General features: G+C 65.1%; 17 protein-coding genes and 4 tRNA genes. 3 read left to right on the forward strand and 18 right to left on the reverse strand.

Features of this window, described 5'->3' with window-relative positions; all coding sequences use genetic code 11:
* Positions 1-510: 510 nt before the first annotated feature.
* From M5D76_RS01690 to M5D76_RS01755, 14 genes are all read right to left on the reverse strand, one after another.
* Complete coding sequence (locus M5D76_RS01690) at positions 511-1,503, reverse strand: hypothetical protein (protein WP_248921665.1); 993 nt, start codon at positions 1,501-1,503, stop codon at positions 511-513.
* 211 nt (positions 1,504-1,714) lie between these two features.
* Positions 1,715-2,398: an NUDIX domain-containing protein gene (locus M5D76_RS01695; protein ID WP_428847224.1), complete on the reverse strand. Its 684-nt coding sequence runs from the start codon at positions 2,396-2,398 to the stop codon at positions 1,715-1,717.
* A 105-nt stretch (positions 2,399-2,503) separates the two neighbouring features.
* A complete protein-coding gene (gene purD, locus M5D76_RS01700; RefSeq protein ID WP_248921666.1) occupies positions 2,504-3,796 on the reverse strand; it encodes a phosphoribosylamine--glycine ligase in 1,293 nt (430 codons plus the stop codon).
* 68 nt (positions 3,797-3,864) lie between these two features.
* Positions 3,865-4,794, reverse strand: coding sequence for a DegV family protein (locus M5D76_RS01705; protein WP_248921667.1), 930 nt, complete (start codon positions 4,792-4,794; stop codon positions 3,865-3,867).
* Positions 4,795-4,802: 8 nt separating this feature from the next.
* Positions 4,803-6,083: an adenylosuccinate synthase gene (locus M5D76_RS01710; RefSeq protein ID WP_248921668.1), complete on the reverse strand. Its 1,281-nt coding sequence runs from the start codon at positions 6,081-6,083 to the stop codon at positions 4,803-4,805.
* Between the two features lie 96 nt (positions 6,084-6,179).
* Positions 6,180-7,565 (reverse strand): replicative DNA helicase, encoded by a 1,386-nt coding sequence (gene dnaB, locus M5D76_RS01715; RefSeq protein WP_248921669.1) that lies wholly within the window; start codon positions 7,563-7,565, stop codon positions 6,180-6,182.
* Positions 7,566-8,017: 452 nt separating this feature from the next.
* On the reverse strand, positions 8,018-8,566 hold the full coding sequence (gene rplI / locus M5D76_RS01720) for a 50S ribosomal protein L9 (protein WP_248921670.1): 549 nt from the start codon (positions 8,564-8,566) through the stop codon (positions 8,018-8,020).
* Between the two features lie 39 nt (positions 8,567-8,605).
* Positions 8,606-9,646: a DUF2232 domain-containing protein gene (locus tag M5D76_RS01725; protein WP_248921671.1), complete on the reverse strand. Its 1,041-nt coding sequence runs from the start codon at positions 9,644-9,646 to the stop codon at positions 8,606-8,608.
* Positions 9,647-9,674: 28 nt separating this feature from the next.
* Positions 9,675-9,947 (reverse strand): 30S ribosomal protein S18, encoded by a 273-nt coding sequence (gene rpsR / locus M5D76_RS01730; RefSeq protein ID WP_248921672.1) that lies wholly within the window; start codon positions 9,945-9,947, stop codon positions 9,675-9,677.
* 41 nt (positions 9,948-9,988) lie between these two features.
* On the reverse strand, positions 9,989-10,456 hold the full coding sequence (locus M5D76_RS01735) for a single-stranded DNA-binding protein (protein WP_248921673.1): 468 nt from the start codon (positions 10,454-10,456) through the stop codon (positions 9,989-9,991).
* Between the two features lie 49 nt (positions 10,457-10,505).
* Positions 10,506-10,799: a 30S ribosomal protein S6 gene (gene rpsF / locus M5D76_RS01740; RefSeq protein WP_248921674.1), complete on the reverse strand. Its 294-nt coding sequence runs from the start codon at positions 10,797-10,799 to the stop codon at positions 10,506-10,508.
* A 300-nt stretch (positions 10,800-11,099) separates the two neighbouring features.
* Positions 11,100-12,212: a DUF4013 domain-containing protein gene (locus M5D76_RS01745; RefSeq protein WP_248921675.1), complete on the reverse strand. Its 1,113-nt coding sequence runs from the start codon at positions 12,210-12,212 to the stop codon at positions 11,100-11,102.
* 211 nt (positions 12,213-12,423) lie between these two features.
* Positions 12,424-12,514: transfer RNA gene (locus tag M5D76_RS01750), tRNA-Ser, on the reverse strand.
* Positions 12,515-12,560: 46 nt separating this feature from the next.
* A tRNA-Ser gene (locus M5D76_RS01755) sits at positions 12,561-12,651 on the reverse strand.
* A 502-nt stretch (positions 12,652-13,153) separates the two neighbouring features.
* Here M5D76_RS01755 and M5D76_RS01760 point away from each other — a divergent pair.
* Positions 13,154-15,334 (forward strand): EAL domain-containing protein, encoded by a 2,181-nt coding sequence (locus M5D76_RS01760; RefSeq protein WP_248921676.1) that lies wholly within the window; start codon positions 13,154-13,156, stop codon positions 15,332-15,334.
* Positions 15,335-15,423: 89 nt separating this feature from the next.
* The gene (locus M5D76_RS01765) at positions 15,424-16,302 is read left to right on the forward strand and encodes a trimeric intracellular cation channel family protein (protein ID WP_248921677.1); all 879 of its coding nucleotides are present in this window, start codon (positions 15,424-15,426) and stop codon (positions 16,300-16,302) included.
* 109 nt (positions 16,303-16,411) lie between these two features.
* Here the strand turns inward: M5D76_RS01765 and typA are convergent, their stop codons facing one another.
* The 4 genes from typA to M5D76_RS01785 form a co-directional block, all read right to left on the reverse strand.
* Positions 16,412-18,250 carry a translational GTPase TypA gene (gene typA / locus M5D76_RS01770; RefSeq protein WP_248921678.1) on the reverse strand — a complete coding sequence of 613 codons (1,839 nt, stop codon included), beginning with the start codon at positions 18,248-18,250 and terminating at the stop codon, positions 16,412-16,414.
* A gap of 217 nt (positions 18,251-18,467) precedes the next feature.
* Positions 18,468-18,926, reverse strand: a complete 459-nt coding sequence (locus M5D76_RS01775; RefSeq protein WP_248921679.1) for a hypothetical protein — start codon at positions 18,924-18,926, stop codon at positions 18,468-18,470.
* A 246-nt stretch (positions 18,927-19,172) separates the two neighbouring features.
* Positions 19,173-19,248 (reverse strand) — tRNA-Ala (locus tag M5D76_RS01780).
* An 81-nt stretch (positions 19,249-19,329) separates the two neighbouring features.
* Positions 19,330-19,406, reverse strand: a tRNA-Ile gene (locus M5D76_RS01785).
* A 221-nt stretch (positions 19,407-19,627) separates the two neighbouring features.
* Here M5D76_RS01785 and M5D76_RS01790 point away from each other — a divergent pair.
* Complete coding sequence (locus M5D76_RS01790; RefSeq protein ID WP_248921680.1) at positions 19,628-20,137, forward strand: bifunctional nuclease family protein; 510 nt, start codon at positions 19,628-19,630, stop codon at positions 20,135-20,137.
* Positions 20,138-20,210: the final 73 nt, after the last annotated feature.

The following is a 20,210-nucleotide window of genomic DNA, read 5'->3' on the forward strand; positions in this document are numbered from 1 at the left end:
AAAAGATGCACCCACGACGCTGCCGTGGGTGCACCCTGCAATGCCCTCTGTCGCTTGCCGAGAAGAGCGCACTGCTCGTTCGGCGCCGCCGATTCGCGAGATTACGGAATCGACGCAGAAAATTACTCAGATTTCAGAAAGGACGCATTTAATTACTCAGATTTCGGTTTTGACACCGCCGATTCGCGAGATTACGGAATCGACGCACCTCTGAATCGCGCTGCAAGCAGCTCACCTGCACGTTTGCAAATCGCACCCCACGGCGCACCGTGACAAATCCGAAATCTCAGTAATTTCGGGTGACTTTTCCGAAATCTGAGTAATCGGCGGTGACTTTTCCGAAATCTAAGTAATCGGTCACCTCAATCCAAAGGACCTCCGGTCGCTTGCCGAGAAGGGCCTGCCCCTCCACCCGCACCGCGCCTTCCCAGTCGCACAAAAGACCCAGCCTCCCACGTTCAGTGGGAGGCTGGGTTTCCGTCTCTTGGTTCGGTTCTGGGCGAGGTGGGATTACTGCTGTCCCGAGGCTCCGTTCGCGTTGTTGGAACCATTCGCGTTCGCATCGCCATTCGCGTTCGCGTTGGCGTCGGTGGTGGCCGCAGCGTCGCCGGACGCGGTCGTGGTCCCGTTGGTCGCAGTCGCGGCGCCGGTGGCGGTGCTGCCCGCAGCGGCTCCGTCCTTGGAGTCCTTGCTCTTCTCGTCACCGCTCAGCGCCGAGAGGATCGCGTTGGGGGTGAAGGACGAGGTGATGTTCTCGCGCAGGCGCTCCTGCATGTCCTCGTCGACGCCCGTGATCGTGCAGTTGAAGCGCACGCCCTGGTCGCTGGTCGTCTTGGTCCAGATGAAGGTCATGATCGTCTTGACCTCGCTCGTGGGCTTGAGGAAGCCGAAGAGCTTGGCGTTCTCATAGGTGCCGTCGTTGGCGACGTGCACGTTGACGTGGTAGATGACCGTGTTGATGTTGGGGTTGAGCAGCGAGTTGACCGCGAGCGCCGTCGCCTGGATCTGCGAGCCGGCGAAGGCCTCGAGCGCGTCCTTGGAGGACGTGTCGGTCACCGTGACCTCGACGCGGTGGGTGTTCTCGTCGGCCTCCTGGACCGTGAAGTCCTCGGGGAACTGCGTGAAGCCGTTGCCCCACTCGACGCCGCCGCGCAGCGCGGACGCGACGTTGGTGACGTTGGTGGCGGCGGCGAGGTTGGCCGTGCTCGCGCGGCGCGCCAAGCCGCAGGAGACCTGCGAGACCACGACGATCGCCAGGAAGATGACAACGAAGCTGACGGCGGTCTTGGTGATGACCTTCTCGACGTTGGAGCCCGAGGGATCGGCGTCGGAGAGCGGGTCGACGTCGACGGCCTGGCCGACCTCCTTGCGCCGCTTGCGCTGCATGCGCGCGGTCTCCTCGTTGGTGTGGCCCGTCTCGTCGACGGTCGCGAAGAGCTTCTCCGCTTCCTCTGCCGTAAGGGCGCCCCTCTGGATGCGGGCGCGCTCTTTCCTCTGTGCCATATGGTCTCTTCCCTACTGGCTCATGGTGGGGACGCCGCCGGCCTGCGCGGCGAAGCGACGATAGTTTCGCATTCCTCAGTATAGGCAAGGCGCGCCGCGGCTGTCACGCCACGGCGAAATCTGCGCCCATATGCACGCCTTTTGCATAGCCAGCGTTCGCGGGCGGCTCTGTCGGCCACGGGCGGCAGAGGCAGCGCCCGGCCGAGAAGAGCTACTGCCTTGGCTGCTCGCCCTCCCCCGGCGCGAGCCGGTGCGAGACCGCGTCGCAGATGAGTGCCCCGACCACGGTCTTGGCGTCCTCGATCTTGCCGTCGAGCACGCCGTCGACGAGCTCGGAGAGGTCCACGAGGTCCACGTTGATGAACTCGTCGGCGTCGGGGCTCGACGCGTCGAAGGTCAGGCCCGTGGCCATGTAGATGTGGATGAGCTCGTCGGCAAACCCGGCCGAGGTCGCGATCGTGGTGAGGAAGGCCATGCGCTCGGCGCGCATGCCCGTCTCCTCGAGCAGCTCGCGGCGGGCGCAGTCGAGCGGGTCCTCGCCGGGGTCGAGCTTGCCGGCGGGGACCTCCACCGTCACGCGGCCGAGCGCCGTGCGGTACTGCCTCACGAGGCAGATGCGCCCGTCGTCGGTGAGCGCCACGATCGCCACGGCGCCGGGGTGGCGCACCACGTCGCGGACGGCCTCGCGCCCGTCGGGCAGCCTCACGCCCAGGCGGTCGACGTTGAAGATGCGGCCGCTCCAGGCGACGTCCTCTGACGCCACGTGCTCGGCGAGGGCGGCGTCTCGCGGGTCGTCGTCGCCCAGCACGAGGCCGCGCCTCTCGGGCATGCCGGAGACGTGGTCCTGCGTGGCGCGGTCGCCGTCGAAGGTGAACGCCCGGGCGCTGTCGCGCATGCTGTCCAGGGCGCCGGCGAGAAGGGCCTCGCTCTTCTCGGCGGCGGGATCGGTCGGGAGGTTGGTATCAGTCGCGTCGCTCATTTGTAGTCCTCACTCGCCGCGCTAGAGGTTCGCGCGCCCCTTGATTGCCTTGATGCCAATGTCGTGGCGGTAGGTCTTGCCCTCGAAGGCGATGCAATCGCAGGCCTGGTAGGCCTTGTTGCGGGCGTCCTCGAAGGTGTCGGCCACGGCGGTCACGTTGAGGACGCGGCCGCCGTTGGTGAGCGTATCACCGTTGTCGTCGAGGCGGGTGCCGGCGTGGTAGACGGTGACGCCGTCGAGGGCCTCTGCGTCGGCGATGCCCTCGATGCGCTTGCCCTTCTCGTAGGGGCCGGGGTAGCCGGCGCTCGCGAGCACGACCGAGACGGCCCAGTCGTCGTCCCAGGAGACCATGGCGGGGTCGAGGGTTCCGGCGTCGCACGCGAGGAAGCACTCCACGAGGTCGGCCTTCATGCGGGGCAGCACGACCTGGGTCTCGGGGTCGCCGAAGCGGGCGTTGAACTCGAGGACCTTGGGGCCGTCCTTGGTGAGCATGAAGCCGCCGTAGAGGCAGCCGCTGTAGGGGTTGCCCTCCGCGGCCAGCTGCGCCACGACCTTCTCCTCGATCTCGACCATCTGCTCGAGCTCGCCGGGAAGGAGGATGGGCACGGGGCTGTAGACGCCCATGCCGCCCGTGTTGGGGCCGCGGTCGCCGTCGAGGGCGCGCTTGTGGTCCTGCGAGGTGGCCAGCGGCACGACGGTCTTGCCGTCGGTCAGGGCGAGAAGGGAGCACTCGGGGCCCTCGAGCATCTCCTCGACGACGACCACGCTGCCGGCGTCGCCGAAGGCGGTGAAGCACTCGTGCACGCCGGCGAGGGCCTCCACGGTCGTGGAGGCGACGATGACGCCCTTGCCCGCGGCGAGGCCGTCGGCCTTGACGACCACGGGGCCGCCGAACTTGCGGACGTAGTCACAGCAGGCCTGCTCGTCGGTGAAGGCCTCGTAGGCGGCCGTGGGGACGCCGGCTCGGGACATGACCTCCTTGGCGAAGCGCTTGGAGCCCTCCATCTGGGCCGCCTTGCCGCTGGGGCCGAAGACGGGAATGCCCGCGGCACGCACGGCGTCTGCGACGCCCGCGACGAGCGGGGCCTCCGGACCGATCACGACGAGACCGATGCTCTTCTCGGCTGCGAAGCGGGCGACGTCCTCGGGAGACTCGGGGTCGGCGTCGGCGCGCTCGGCGAGGGCGAGCATGCCGCCGTTGCCCGGGGCCACGTAGAGGCGGCCGGCGCGCGGCGAGGCGGCGAGCTTGCAGAGGATGGCGTGCTCGCGGCCGCCGGCCCCCAAAAGAAGGATGTCGATCTTGTTGTCTGCCATGTTCCCTCCGTGCGATGCGTTTGGACGCGCCTCCCGCCCCGCATGCGCAGGACGGGGCCGGCGCCTTGCTAGAGCTTGAGGTGTGCCGCGGCCTCGCCGGGCGAGAGCAGGCTGCTCGCCACGAAGGCGATGCCCACGGCGCCGAGGCCGAGCTGGTTGGTCGTGCTGGGGTTGGTGTCGAGGATGGCCGCGCGCGTGGACTCGAACTCGTTGGTGACGAGCGGCTTCTCGACGATGGCGAGCGAGCGCGGGACGCCCGCGTTGATCTCGACGTAGGTGAGCGGGCCGACCTCGTGGGCGTAGGCGCTCATCTTGCGGGCCATGCCACCGGCGAGGCGAGAGAGGTCGGGCGAGCGGAAGAGCTCGATGGCCCGGCCGTCGGCGCCGACCTCGAGGACGCTGCGGACGCCGAGGGCGCGGCGCTGGAGCTGGCCGGCATAGCCCAGGATGCCGCCGCGGTTGTGGCCCACCCCGCGGGCGGGCTTCGCGTCGTGGGCAGGCACGAGCAGCATGCGGGCCGACTCGGCGACCTTGACCGCGCGCGCGACGGCCTCGTCGACGTCGCGGCCGAAGTCGCGGTCGCACACGAGGCGGGCCAGCACGAGCGCGCACTTGGCCGACGTGCCCTTGGTGTCCATAACCTGGATGCGCGCTCCGCCCACCTTGCGCGCGGCGCTGACCGCGATCTGGTAGGCGTCGCGCATCTGCGATGAGACGTGCACCGAGACGATCTCGGTGTAGCCCTGCATGACGAGCGCCTCGTAGACGTTGACGAAGTCCTGCTCCGTGGGCGAGAAGGTGTTGATCTGGCCCTTGGCCGTCGAGTACGAGACGAAGTAGTCGGCGGCGTTGAGGTCGATGCAGTCGCGGTAGGCGCGGTCGCCGATCCTCACGACGAGCGGGACCAGCGCCACGCCCGCCCTCTCGAGCAGCGAGAGGGAAAGGTCGCAGGCGCTGTCGCAGACGATCGCGAAGTTAGGGCGCGGCTCGGGTCCCATGCGCGTCCCTAGTGCCAGTAGCGGTCGATGGTCTGGTCGCGGTCGGGGCCGACGGTGATGATCGACACGCGCACCCCGGCGAGCTGCTCGAGGAAGTCGATGTAGTCCTTGGCCTCGCGCGGCAGCTGGTAGAAGTTGCGGATGCCGGAGATGTCGCAGCCCCAGCCGGGCAGGGTCTCGTAGACCGGCTTGGCGTGGTAGAAGACGCTCTGATGCTCGGGGACCGTGCGGTAGGTCTTGCCGTCGCACTCGTAGGCGACGCAGACCTTGATCTCGTCGAGGCAGCCGAGGACGTCGAGCTTGGTGATCGCGAGGTCGGTCAGGCCGTTAACGCGGGCGGCGTAGTTCACGACGACGGCGTCGTACCAGCCGCAGCGGCGCTTGCGACCCGTGGTGACGCCGTACTCGTGGCCGACCTCGCCGAGGCGGTCGCCGATCTCGTCGTCGAGCTCGGTCGGGAAGGGGCCGGAGCCGACGCGGGTGAGGTAGGCCTTGGCGATGCCGAGGACGCGGTCGACGTGGGTCGGGCCGACGCCGGAGCCGGTGATGGCGCCGCCGGCGGTGCAGTTGGAGGAGGTGACGAACGGGTAGGTGCCGTGGTCGATGTCGAGCATGGTCGCCTGGGCGCCCTCGAGCAGGATGTTCTTGCCCTGCTCGAGCTGCTCGTTGAGGAACAGCGAGCTCTCGACGATGTAGGGACGGATGCGCTCGGCCATCGGCAGGTAGGTCTCGCAGATCTGGTCGACCGTGTAGGTCTCCATCTCGTAGACCTTCTCGAGGATGGGGTTGGTGTAGGCAAGGGCGCTCTCGAGCTTCTCGCGGAAGATCTTCTCGTCGAGCATGTCCTGGATGCGAAGGCCCGTGCGGTTCATCTTGTCCATGTAGGTGGGCCCGACGCCGCGCTTGGTCGTGCCGATGAGGTTCTTGCCGAGGCGCTTCTCGTGCGCGCCGTCGAGGTCCTTGTGGTAGGGCATGACGATGTGCGCGTTGCCCGAGATCTTGAGCGCGTCGCATGAGATGCCCTGCTCCTCGAGCATGTCGATCTCACCGAGGAGGATCTCGGGGTCGACGATGCAGCCGTTGCCAATCACGGGGTAGGTGCCCTCGTACATGACGCCGGAGGGAACCTGGTGAAGTCCGAGCTTGTGGCCGTTCGCGATGACCGTGTGGCCCGCGTTAGCTCCGCCCGCGTAGCGACAGACGACGTCGAAGTCGCCGGAGATGAGATCGGTGACCTTGCCCTTTCCCTCGTCGCCCCACTGTGTACCAACAAGCACTGATGCCGGCATTGCGTCCCCTCTCGAAGGAAGTTGTCTCTTGGAGCGCGCCCGGCGGCGCGACTCGCACGCGCACCAGTATACGACGCCCCACAGGCAGAATGTCCGCTAGACACTCTCCCGTGACATCTCGACAAACTTTGTCGATCCGGGCAGGAAGACCAGCGGAACGATGTTCAGCGGGCCGGAACGGTTCTTGGCGATGATGAAGTCCGTCACGTTCATGTCCGGGCGGTCCGGGCGGTCGGCCTCCTCCTCGGTCATCGAGCGGTCAAGCAGGATGACGACGTCGGCGTCCTGCTCGATGGAGCCCGACTCGCGAAGGTCGGAGAGCTGCGGGCGCTGGCCCTTGCGGTCAGTGACGTTACGGTTCAGCTGAGACAGCGCGATGACCGGGCACTCGAGGTCCTTCGCCATGATCTTGATGCCACGGGACATCTCGGAGACCTCGGTGGCGCGGCTGTCGGCGCGGTGGCCGCCCGAGGGAGGCGAGAGGAGCTGGAGGTAGTCGACCATGACGAGGGCGTTCTCCTTGTCCTTCAGCATGCGGCGCGCCTTCGCGCGGATCTCGGTCACCGTCGTGCCCGGGGTGTCGTCGATCATGATGTCGAGGTTGGAGAGGTCGTTGATCGCGTCGATGATCGTGTTCCACTGGTCGTCCTTGATGCTGGCGCCACGGATCGCGGAGAGGGGGATCCTCGCCTGGGCGGACAGCAGTCGCTGGGCGATCTCGGTCTTGGACATCTCGAGCGAGAAGAACGCGACGGACGCGCCGTGGGCGGCCGCGTTGGTCGCGAGGTTGAGTGCGAACGAGGTCTTGCCGACGCCGGGTCGGGCACCGATGACGATCATCTGGCCGGGGCGCATGCCCTGGAGGCTCGTGTCGATCATCTTGTAGCCGGTGGCGACGCCGAGGTTGCTCTCGGGGTTCTGGCAGGCCTCGCCGAGCTCGGTGAAGAGGTCGCCCATGACGGTCGAGAGGTCGGAGAAGCTGTCGCCGATCTCGCGGTTGGTGACCTTGTGCAGGAGGTTCTCGGCGGAGTCGACGACCTCCTTGGTGTCCTCGGGTGCGTCGAAGGCAAGGGCGCAGATCTTCGAGGAGGCCTCGATGATCGCGCGCAGGGTCGCGTCGCGGTGCAGGATCTCGACGTGGTTCTGCCAGCTTGCGAGCGAGAAGTTCGCCGAGCCGAGGTCGAGGAGGTACGAGGGTCCGCCGACCTTGTCGAGGTTGCCCTCGCTGCGCAGGTGGTCGGCAAGGGAGATCGGGTCGATGGGCTTGCCCTTGTCGAACAGGTCGTTGATGGCCCTGAAGATCGCCTTGTGAGAGTACAGGTAGAAGTCGGACTCGTCGAGGGCGACGACGCACTCCTCGAGCACCTCCGGCGAGAAGATCATGGCAGACAGGATCGACTTCTCCGCCTGGATGTCCTGGGGCATCGTCCCCTCGCTTGCGGAGGGCGCCTGCGAATAGTTCTCGTAGATGCGATCGGACATGGGAAGAAGCTCCTGGTTCTTTCGAGATAAAACGGTGCGTGGGAATGGTAGCGCAAAATGCAAGGGCGATTTTTGCCCATATCCCCAATCAACAGGCCATTGTTGATAGCTATTTGTGCTGAGCGGGTACTTCTCTACTTTTCGACGTTTTCAACAACTTTTTGAGATTTTTGGCGAGAGGTTTTCAACAATCGCCCGTGTCTCTCGGCTTATGCATTAACGACCGCCGCATCGCGGCGATATATTCGGCACTTTACCAGTCACTGCTTGTAAAACCGCAGGTAAATTGCCATGTTCATACATCAGTGGTCATTTAAATGCTCCCCCAAACCGATGAAGGTTTGGGGGAGCACGGGTGCCAATTGCTCGTGATTACGCGTGCCCGTTTCTACCAAGCTGCGCGTTTTGTAGATATCCGCAGTTCAGTAGAGAGCACTTGTAAACAAACGAAACTACTCGGCGGCCTCCTCGGTCTCGGAAGCCTCGGCGACCTCGGCGGTCTCCTCCGCGGTCTCCTCGGAAACCTCGGCGGTCTCGGCCTCCTCGGCCTCCTGCTCGTCGGAGCCAACGAGGACGCTCACCACGGCGTTGATGTCGCGGTAGAAGTTGACCTCGATGTTGTGGGTGCCGGCGGTCTTGATCGCGTTGCCGCGCACGATGCGCTTGCGATCGACCTCGACGCCGAGCTGCTCCTTGATCGCGTCAGCGATCTGGGCGGGGGTGACGGAACCGAAGAGCTGGTTGTTCTCGCCGACCTTGGCCTCGATCTTGACGTTCTTGCCATCGAGCTGCTCCTTGGCGGCGTTGGCGTCGGCGATGCGCTTCTCCTCGCGCTTCGCGATGACGTGACGACGCTCCTCGAGCTGCTTGATGTTGCCCGGGGTAGCGGGCTGGGCGATGCGCTGCGGGAACAGGAAGTTCTCCGCGTAGCCCTGGGCGACCTCTACGATGTCGCCTTCGCCACCCTTGCCCCTGAGCTCACCCAGAAGAATGACTTTCATGGGAACTCCTTTTGTTGGTCGGCTGGGCCGACTCCTTGCTTATTCGTGCGACCTCGTCGCGAAGCCCCACCGCCTCCGCTCGAGCGAGCGGAAGTTGGCGAGAAGGGCGTCGACCAGGCCCAAAACGCTCATAACGACAAATGACACTTCGATCCAGACCATGAGCGCGACGAGCATCCCTCGCATGAAGGGACCCACGCCCCGCTGGCGCGCGTACCAGAGTCCGACTGCGATGCCCTGGATCGAGAGGGCGATGCGCGCTGCGGTGAGCACGTTCTCGCCGAAGAACTTGATCCAGTACGACCACTCGGGGAAGAGCGGCGCGGACATGCTCGCCGCCATGCCGACGACGAAGGCCGCGCACACCCAGAGCGGTGCGTCGAACTCCATGAGCGCGCTCTTCTCGAAGACGACGCCCCTCTTGCGAAGAGCGAGTCGCGCCCCGAAGAGAGCGAGGGCCACCCGGACGGCGGCGCCCGAAAGGTACGCCATCGGCCAGTAGGTCCTTGCCAGTGCGACCGCGCGATCCACCCCGACCTGGGCCGAGATGTTGGCTCCCTTGGACAGCATCTCGCCTGAGACGGTGAGAAGGTCCGTGATTGCCTGCGGAAGCGTCGTGCCGCCTATCCAGGCGTACAGCGCCTCCACCCCGCCGGTCGCCGCCGCGAGTGCGAGCGCAAGCGCGCACAGGCAGCCGCTCGTGGCCTTGTTCCTCATCACGAGAAGTGCGACGGCGATGGTCGCCACGCACGTCAGGATGACGAGGGGGACCTGGGTCAGGTCCACAAGGGCCGCCGTCAGAGCACCTGCTCCCAGGCAGGCAAGGAGCGCCTTCCAGAGAAGGCTCCCCTCCCGCTCGAAGCAGGCGAGGCAGATGCCATACGCGGCAATGACGGAGCCGATGTTGGGGGCGGCGAAGGCGATCATGCCGCCAAATGCCGCCCAGAAGAGGCCGCGCTTGACCTCTCCCTCCCACGTCTCGCGTCCGTCCGCCTGGCCATCGACTGGCGCGTGGACGATCGAGCCTCTCTCGAAGCCCTCAGGTGCCACGGGCCGCTTGCTGTCGACTGCCTTACCCAACGGCGCTCAGTCCTCGAAGCGTACGCCGCTAGCCGCGGTTGCGGCCACCGCGGCTGGAAACCACGGCGACGGTGTACGGCAGGAGTGCCATCTCGCGAGCGCGCTTGATGGCGATCGCGATGTCGTGCTGATGCTGCGTGCAGGCGCCAGTGACGCGGCGCGGCTTGATCTTGCCGCGGTCGGTCATGTACTTGCGGAGGAGCTGGGTGTCCTTGTAGTCGATGAACTCGACACCCTCCTTGCAGAACTGGCAGTACTTGCGACGCGGCTGGCGCTGTTCAACTTTCCTCTGCTTAGCCATGTCTTATTGCCTTTCTACCGGCGGCCGAGGCCGCCTTTAAGCTAGAACGGGATGTCCTCGTCGTAGGTCTCCGCCTGGGGCGGGGCCTGGACGGGGGGACGGGACGACTGCTGCGCGGGCGCGGTAGCGGAGGCAGACCCAGAGTAGCTCTGGCGGCCGCCGCCCTGCTGGTCGGAGCCACCCCTCTGGGAGAAGAACTCGACCTCGTCAACGATAACCTCGAGCTTGCTGCGCTTCTGGCCGTCCTTCTCCCACTGGCTCCAGCGAAGCTTGCCCTCGATGGCAACCTTCATGCCCTTGGAGAGGAAGCGCGAAAGCGCATCTGCACGGTTACCAAAAACCACGCAGTCCACGAAGTTGGGAACGTCCTCCCACTCGCCGGTCTGCTGGTTGCGACGACGATCGTTGACCGCGACACCGAAGGTCAGGACCTGGGTGCCGCCGCTCGTCGCGCGCAGCTCGGGATCGCGAGTGAGGTTACCGGAAATGTTCACCCTGTTGATGCTCACGTTGCTCACAGCCTCTCATCCATGGACGCGCACGTCCACTCTTCCAAAACTAGTCCCTGTCGCTACGACGCACGACCATGTGGCGCTTCACGGCATCGTTGATGCGGAGAACGCGGTCGAGCTCGGCGATCTGAGTGGGATCAGCGTGGAAGTCGATCAGGGTGTAGTCACCCTCGGTGAGCTTGTCGATCTCAAAGGCGAGCTTGTGCTTGCCCCAGTCCTCGACGTTGTCGATCGTGCCACCGTTCTCGGTGATGGCGACGTCGATGCGCTTGGTGGCGCCGGCGCGAGCCTCCTCAGTGGCCTGCGGATCGACAAAGTACAGCAGTTCATAAGCCTTCATGTGGTCACCTCCTCTGGGCTAACGGCTCCGGTTAGTGAAGGTTGCATCCGGAGCAGGAAAGGTCGACCTAGCATACTAGCACACCAACCAGCGGTCTCGGCAATTTCCAGGTTCGGCCCGACCTCTCCCACACATCTCCCACATCTCGTGAGCGCAGCGTAGCAGGGTCGACTTGCATAAAACTCTCCCCGTGCTGGCACGTGGCTGCACGGGGAGAGTTCAGACGCAGGTATATATATGTGGTCACGAGAGAAGGTTGCCGGAGGTGAGATTCGCCACCTCAGAACCTACACGATTGGTCTACTCGGACTTCTCCTCACCTGCAGTTTCGTCGGACTCGGCGGGAGTTACGGCCTCCTCGGCGACACTAGCCTCGGGCTGGGCCTCGGCTGGCGCAGAATTCTCGACATCCTGCATGTTCTCGACGGAGGCGTCGGATGTGGAAGCAGGCTCGGACTCGGAGGCGGGCTCCGTCAGCGAGACCTCCTCGACGATCGTGGTCTGCTCGCTCTTCTCGTCTGCGCTGGGAACGGGCACGGCCACGGGAGCGGCGGTCTCAGATGCAGCAGTCTCGGCGGGCACGGCAGGCGGCTGGACCGAAGTCGTTGCCGCGGCGGCGGAGACGCCGGGGACCTCGTCGGCGCTGTCGCCCCAGGACGGAACGTCGAAGTTCCTCATCCAGAGACCGACGGCAGTCGTGATGACGAGGTTCGAGATCGTCGCGAGCACGAGCACGACAATCAAGATGATGCAGAACGGGACCGCCAGCGAGCCGATGATCCCGAGGACCTGCGCCGCCTGCGCGGCGGTCAGCGAGCGGGTGGTGCCGCTCGTGGTGGCGGCGAGGGCCGCGATCTGCGTGAACGCGGGGAGCATCATGATCATCGAGATGATGCAGACGAAGGCGCCGATGATCAGGTTGATCACGACGTTGAGGCCCGAGATGCGGGCGATGCCGGCAAAGTCGGACTTGACCATTTCGAAGATGCGGTTGGCCTGGTAGCCGGCGCCGATCTTCTGGTAGATGGTGGCGCGCAGCGCGCAGACCGACAGGATGGCGTTCACGAAGATGCCCGCCACGAAGACGGCGAGGTTCAGCAGGCCGAAGAGGCTGATGGCGGACAGGATACCCGCGATGATGTAGTAGATGATGCCCCAGCCGAGGACGGCGACGAAGCCACGCCAGCCGCTCGAGATGCACTCGCCGATGTTGACGCCCTTCTGCTTGGGGGCGGAGTCGACGCCCCAGGCCGTGAGGCGCGCCCACTCGAGAATGTAGCCATAAACGCCCAGCGGACCCACGATGGGCACGAGGTGCGCGAGGGCCAGCAGGATGACGGGCTTGAACCAGCCCTTGTCGCGCGTGAGCAGCGCCCAGGAGCGCGAGAAGTACTTCTCAGAGTTAGATGCCATGTCCAAAATCCTCTCGATACCTTGAGCGCGCGGCGGGCGGCGCTCCACGATGACGCACATCAGTTTAGATGACTTGTCGAGGGCGAGCGCCCTTTGTAACACGAAGGCGACGCCGCGGAGATGGCGCAGGCACGAGAGACCAGTGTCGTGCGGGAGACCAAGAACTTGGGCAAAATAAACGGGCCGTCTCTCGACGACCCGTGATCTCACATGGCGGAGGGGGAGGGATTCGAACCCTCGTACCCCCAGAAGGGGTAAACGGTTTTCGAGACCGCCGCATTCAACCGCTCTGCCACCCCTCCAAGGGTGATAGAAAGTGGCGCCCTGCCGGGCGCCACCTGGAAGTTCTGGCGGAGAGTCTGGGATTTGAACCCAGGATACGCTTTAGGCGTATACACGATTTCCAATCGTGCTCCTTCGGCCACTCGGACAACTCTCCGTAAAAGCGCATGCGCCAGTATACAATACTTGGCCGCTCCGTGCGACAGTCACTATTTCTACAATTTCGTGGGGCAAAGGCGCCTAGAATTTCAAGTTCATCGAAACACATCCCGCACCCATCGAAACATGTCAGGTTGAGTCTGGGATGGAGCCGCGACGGGCTGGCGGAGCATGCGTCCCGGAGCCATCGCGGCGCCTCTCCATACAGCCTACAACAGGGAAAACGCCCACGCGGACCAATCCGAGGGCGCGCGGGGCGTAGCGATGGCTGCGGAATCGGCGAATCGGGTCAGGGGCTCACGCTAAGATCGAACGTCAGCCTGGGGCAAAGGCTCGCAGGGCCCCGGCGTTGCGGGGTCGCGCGGCTGGGGGCACGCGGATGCCTTTCGCCCAGCAGACAGGCTCTTCTCGGCATGGCCGCAGTCGTCATAGCTGATAATAGCGGCCTAGGTACCCTTCGCTTTCGAGGGCGGTGCGGCATGGCCGGCTTAGCGCGATCAATGAGGCGTATCGGCCCCATTCTCATGGGGGTCTGCCTCGCGATGTGCTGCCTCTCCGCTCCCGCACCGGCATGGGCCGAAGGCGAGACGCTCGCCGTGGGCGTTCCCGTCGACAGGCCTCCGATGTTCTATCGCAACGACCAGACGGGCGAGATCGACGGCATAGGGGTCGACCTGGTTCGCATGGCCGGCGAGGCGGCGGGCTACTCGGTAGACGTCAAGGCGCTGAGCGAGCCCACGCTCAAGGAAGCCCTCGACAGCGACGCCTACGACGTCGTCATGCCCCTCGGCAGCGCCATCAAGAGCGCGGCAGGAACTCCGACCGTCATCTCCGATAACCTCATCCAGACGCCGTTTACCCTCGTCACCACCGACAGAAGGTCCTCGATGCCCGAACTCGGCAGCCTGCGCGTGGGCATGCTCTCCTCGCAAGCCGGCGTAGGCGAGACGATCAAGCAGATCTACCCGGGCATTGAGATTACGTTCTTCGGCACCACGGACGAGGGCGTGAGGGCGATGCGCGCGGGCGGCGTGGACGCGCTGCTGAACAACTCCTACGTGTGGAGCTACACGCTGCAGAAGCCGGCATACTCCGACCTCGTGGTGGTGCCGCAGAACATGCTGTCCATGGACTTCAAGGCCGGCGCCGTGGACACCCCCGAGGGCAGGGCGGCCATCGAGCGGCTGAACAAGGGCATCGCCACCCTTCAGGACACCAACAGGCAGGCGGTCGTGCTCGACCACACGACGAGGCGTCTCTATAAGTATGACTTCTTCGACTACCTCTACCAGTACATGCCGGCGGTCGTCGTGTGCGTCGTGCTGTTCGCCTCGCTTGTCGCATATGGCGTCCAGAAGCGCAGGGAGGAGCGCAGGGAGCAGGAGGAGAAGGTCCGCGACCTCATGGAGAACGACACACTCACGGGGGCGCTGAGCAGCATGGGCTTCAAGGCGCGCGTCGCCGAGCTCCTTCGGGAGAACCCCGATACCCAGTACTTCCTCACGTACGCGAACATCAAGGACTTCAAGTACATCAACGACAGCCTTGGCAGGAAGGCCGGCGACGACCTCCTGCGCTACTGGTTCACGCGCACCGCGGCATACCTCACGGACAAGGAGGCACTGGGCAGAATGGGCGGCGACCGCCTGAGCGTGCTGCGCGTCGCCACGGACGATGACGACCTGTACAAGATCGACAGCTCGGTTCACGAGCACGTTCGCAACTACTTTGTCGCGCAGGGAGAGGAGTACCGCGTTCGCATCTCGGGCGGCATCTACGCGCTGTCCCCCGAGGACTACGAGAACCCCAACGTCGACCAGATGCTCGACTATGCCCGCGTTGCCGAGAAGCGCGTGCGTGAGACCTTTGCGGACGGCTACGAGTTCTACAACGCCGAGCAGTGGAACGCCGGCAGGCGCAACGCCGAGATCGTCGCCCACCTGCCGGCCGCGCTCGAGGGCGGGGAGATCAAGGTCTGGTACCAGCCGCAGGTCGACTTCAGCACCGGGCAGATCGTCGGCGCCGAGGCGCTCTGCCGCTGGGAGCACGCCAGCCTCGGCATGCTGAGCCCCGCCGAGTTCATCCCCACGCTCGAGAGGCACGACCTCATCCACAAGCTCGACTACCACGTCTGGGAGAGGGCCTGCCAGGACCTACGCCGCTGGAACGAGCAGGGACAGCGCCGCGCCATCTCGGTCAACCTTTCGCGCAGCGACGTTCGCGAGGGCGTCGACATCCCGTCGTTCTTCTCGAATCTCATCGATACCTATGGCCTTGACGTCGACCAGCTCCACATCGAGATCACGGAGAGCGCCTTCGTCGAGAAGGCGGAAGAGCTCATCCGCACCACCGCGAAGCTGCGCGAGCTGGGCTTCCGCGTCGAGATGGACGACTTCGGCAGCGGCTACTCCTCGCTGAACATGCTCAAGGAGGTGCCCGTCGACCGCATCAAGCTCGACCTGAGGTTCCTTTCGGGCGAGGGCGACATGCAGCGCGGTCACGTCATCGTGAGCCACGTCATCCAGATGATCGCGTCGCTGCGGATGGACCTGATCGCCGAGGGCGTGGAGACCGAGCAGCAGGCGCTCTTCCTCCAGGAGCACGGCTGCTCGTGCATGCAGGGCTTCCACTTCTACAAGCCCATGGACGTCGAGTCCTTCGAGAAGATCGTGGCTTCGTAGCTCGCAGGCGCTGCTATCCTTCTTCTACGTACGGGATTCGCAGATAGGCCCCGTGCAAGGCAATGCATCCGATGCCGTGGGAGTGACGCGTGATTCCTGAGCTCTTCTCGTCCGCCGGACCTGACATGTCCGCGGTCTCCATACCCGTCTGGCTCGACCTCGCCGCCGTGGTGGTCGGCTCCGCCTCCGGCCTGCTCGTTGCGCAGGACCGAAAGCTCGACCTGGTGGGCCACATCGTCCTGGCGATGCTCGGCGGCCTGGGCGGCGGTCTCATCCGCGACATCATCATGCAGCGTGGCGGCGTCTACATGATCTCGAGCGAGATGGCGATTCCCGTCACGGTGCTCGCGGGCCTCGTGGGATTCCTGTTCCCCGGCATCTTCCGCAAGGTGCCGAACCTCTTGGAGTGGGTCGACATCATCTCGGTCGGGCTGTTCGTCGCCGCCGGAACCGACAAGGCGGTCATCTACAGCCTGAGCCCGTGGGCGGCCGTGCTCATGGGCACGGCGACGGGCGTCGGCGGCGGCATGATGCGCGACATCTTCCTGGGAGACACGCCGCGCATCTTCCAGCGGAGCAACCTCTACGCGATCTGCGCGGTGGCCGGCTCGGTCGTCTATTACGTGGCGATCTTCAAGCTGTGCATCAACCGGCCGTGGGCCGTCGCGCTCTGCGTGCTCGTAACGGTGCTGCTGAGGCGCATCTCCCTCAGGTTCAACGTGCTCTCCCCCGCCGACATGGACCTCACGCCCAAGGTAGTCGAGGGCGCGCAACAGATGTACAACCAGGCGCTGGAGCAGGGCAAGCGCCAGTCGAAGGCCATCGAGCGCCGCTCCAAGCGTCCCACGCACGACCACCGGCTCGTGCTCGTGCACGACGACGCAAAGAAGGTGCACCCGAAGGAGGACGACGAGAAGAGCACGCCCTCCACGGAGGACGGCCCGCGCGACCCCGACAAGAAGGAGTAGCTGCCGGCCGCTTGGACCAAGTGCTCATCTCGATGTCTCGGTAAGGGAAAGGGGCGCATCGACGATCGTCGGTGCGCCCCTTGCCTGCGTCCGCTGGGTGCGGGCGAGCCTACTTGTTGACGAGGCCGTTCTTGACGCGCCACTTGCGGCGCTCGGTCTCGTTGAGGATGCGCTTGCGCATGCGGATGCTCTGCGGCGTGATCTCGACGAGCTCGTCGTCCATGATGTACTCGAGGGCCTCCTCGAGGGTGTAGGTCCTGGGCGGCGTGAGCTGGACCGAGATGTCGGCGGTCGAGCTGCGCTGGTTGCCGAGGGACTTGGTGCGGGCGATGTTGACGACCATGTCGCCGGGCTTGGAGCGCTCGCCGACGAGCATGCCCTCGTAGCACTCGTCGCCGGGGCCGACGAAGAGCTGGCCGCGCTCCTGCAGGGTGCCAAGGGCGTAGGCCACGGCCTTCTCGGTGGACATCGAGATCATGGCGCCGTTCTGGCGTCCGGTGATGTCACCGGCGTAGGGGCCGTACTCCAGGAAGTTGTGGTAGAAGACAGCCTCGCCATGGGTGACGTTGAGGATGCGGGTCTTGAGGCCCATGATGCCGCGGGTGGGGATGCGGAACTCGAGGTGGGTCTGCTGGACGCCGGAGCTCATGTTGCTCATGGTGCCGCCGACGTTGCCGAAGACCTCGATGACCTTGCCGGAGTAGTCGTTGGGGCACTCGACGACGGCCTGCTCGATCGGCTCGACAACCTGGCCGTTCTCGTCCTTCTTGAACAGGACGCGCGGGCGGCCGACCTGGAACTCATAGCCCTCGCGGCGCATCTGCTCCATGAGGACCGAGAGGTGCAGGATGCCACGTCCGGAGACCTCGGTGCCGGTCTTGTCGGGAAGCTCCTCGATGCGCATGGTCACGTTGTTCTCGCGCTCCTGCATGAGGCGCTCCTTGAGCTGGCGACCACCCACGATGTCGCCCTCGCGGCCGACGAGCGGCGACGTGGAGGGCTCGAAGATGATCGACAGGGTGGGCGGGTCGATCTCGATGGGGTCGAGCTCGACGGGGTTCTCGGGGTCGGTGTAGACGTCGCCGATGTCGGTCGAGTCGACGCCCACGACGGCCGCGATGTCGCCGGCCTGCGCCTCGGTGCACTCCTTGCGGCCGAGGTAGTCGAAGGTGAAGAGCTGCTTGACCTGGCTCATGGCGCGGCTGCCGTCGTTCTTGACGACGAGGATCTTGTCGCCGGCGTGGATGGTGCCGGAGTAGATGCGGCCGATGCCGATGCGACCGACGTAGTCGGAGTGGTCGACGGTGACGCACTGCATGGCGAGGGCGCCGTCGACGTCCACGTCGGGGGCGGGCAGGGCGTTCACGATCATGTCCATCAGCGGGAGCATGTTGTCGTTGCCGTCCTCGGGGTCGAGGCGCGCGAAGCCGTTGACCGCCGAGGCGTACACGACGTGCTCCATGGCGAACTCGAGCTGCGCGTCGTCCGCACCGAGGTCCATCATGAGGTCGAGGCAGTCGTTGAGGGCCTTCTCGTGGTTGGCGCCCTCGCGGTCGATCTTGTTGATGCAGATCATGATCTGCAGGTTCGCCTCGATGGCGTGCGAGAGGACGAAGCGCGTCTGGGGCATGGGGCCCTCGGCGGCGTCGACGAGCAGCACGGCGCCGTCGGCCATCTTGAGCACGCGCTCGACCTCGCCGCCAAAGTCGGCGTGGCCCGGGGTGTCGATAACGTTGATCTTGATGCCCTGGTACTCGATGGAGATGTTCTTCGCGAGGATCGTGATGCCGCGCTCGCGCTCCTGGTCGTTGGAGTCGAGGACCCTCTCCTCGACCTGCTGGTTCTCGCGGAAGGCGTTGGTGGCCTTCAGCATCTGGTCGACCAGCGTGGTCTTGCCGTGGTCGACGTGCGCGATGATTGCGATGTTGCGGATGTGCTCCTGGAGCATGGAAACCTCTTCATGACGTTGCGGGCCGAGGCCCTCGTGTGTCTCACGCTAAACGTCAGAACTGTATACCAGGGGCGCGCCTACGTGCGTGAGCGCAGCAACCTTCCACGTAAACTGCTTGTATGTGACGACGCCGAGAAGAGCCTGCCCCTCGGCCGCCACACGGCCGCGAGCGCAACGTCGGCCTGCGTCGTGGCACGCCCTACAGTGGCACGCTCTACAGCAGGCTCTCGAGCTCACCGGCAGGCGCGGGCTCACTCCAGGCGAAGTCGTCGCCGGCGCCCTTGCCCTCGAAGAGCGAGTACGCGGAGTAGGACTTGTAGCCCCTCTCGCCGAACTCGAGCAGGAGGGCGTCCCGGTAGGCACCGTCCTCGTCGGCCACCGCGGCCTCGTAGCAGATCGCGTAGCGCTCGGGGGCCGCCAGGCCGCTCTTCTCGTCTCCCCCGTCGCGGTGCAGCGAGCGCACGCGGGCGCGGGCGCCCTCGAGGCAGGCCTCGGGGCCGTCGTCTGCAAACTCGAAGGACGCCACGGTACCGAACGCGTCCTCCACCACGAGAAGCACATTGACGTCAGCACCCTCGGCAAGCATGTCCAGTGCGTCGCCCATGAGCGTGCTCGAGAGCTCGTCGAGCTCGCGCGTCACGCCGTCCCTGCGGTTGTCGGTAGCCGATGTCATGTGTCACTCCTTCGCTGGTTTCTTCCTGCGATGATACCGCGACCGCACGCCAGGCTCGAGCGCGTGTCCTCTCGCGCCGCCAGATGCTCACTCGCAAGATTTGCCCATCTACCTGCAGTGCCTAAACTTGCAAAAATTGCCTAAACTTGCAAAAAATGCCTAAACTTGCAAAAGGCACGACCGCAATCCCTCGATACAGAACGAAAAAAGGGCCAGAGACATCAGCCCCTGGCCCTCGTGCGTTCATGGTGGAGACGATGGGGATCGAACCCACGACCTCAGGCTTGCAAAGCCCGCGCTCTCCCAGCTGAGCTACGTCCCCAAGTGCGGCAAGGCCGCCCCAGAGTAATAATCGCCCCAGCGGCGACTCGGCTAGCGCTGGGGCGACTATTCGCAAAAGAAGTGGTGGGCCCGACAAGGTTCGAACTTGTGACCTCCCGGTTATCAGCCGGACGCTCTGACCAACTGAGCTACGGGCCCAACGCGAGGAATAATATTAGGCAACGCACCCCCTCGGGTCAACCGAGAATTGAAATTCGTTCTCATTTTCTCCCCATTTTGCGTTTCCGTCCGTGCGGCCCGCCGCTCGCCCGTTTGGCGATACACTATCCAACCTGCGCTTTTGCAAGAATCTCCACGCAAGTTCGCGCGAGACGGCGCGTCTTGGGTACCATGTCACCATCACATGAGGGAGGTGCCACATGATCAGAATGACGATACAGAGCGTTCTCGTAAGCGGGGGTCCGCTGACGTCCCTCGTGATCCTCAAGACCAAGGCACCCTACAAGGGCGGCTCGGTCGTGCAGCTCCCCATCCGCATCGGCTCGGTCGAGGCGCACGGCATCTCGCTGAGCGCCGAGGGCATCACGCTCGACCGACCCATCACCCAGGACCTGCTCGCAGACGTCATCACCCAGCTCGGCGCCGAGGTCACGGCCGTCTCCATCGTCTCGGTGGAGGAGAAGACCTTCTTCGCGCGCCTCGAGCTCAAGCGCGCCGACGGCACCCGCTGCCTGCTCGACGCGCGCCCCTCCGACGCGCTCGCCCTCGCGCTTCGCTGCGACGCGCCCATCTTCGCCGAGGAGAGCGTCCTCGACGCGGCCTCGATGCCCGACTTCCGCCAGGTCGAGGACAGCGAGAAGCTCCACAAGATCGAGGAGTTCCACGACTTCGTGGAGTCCCTCTCCCCCGACGACTTCACGCAGGTCTAGCCCAACCTCTAGACAACGCCCCTCTCGCCCATCAAACCCTCGCGGGCGAGAAGAGCGTAGCCCCCTCCCCCAC

Source organism: Olsenella intestinalis, from assembly GCF_023276655.1.
In the GTDB taxonomy this organism is placed as follows: Bacteria; Actinomycetota; Coriobacteriia; order Coriobacteriales; family Atopobiaceae; genus Olsenella_J; species Olsenella_J intestinalis.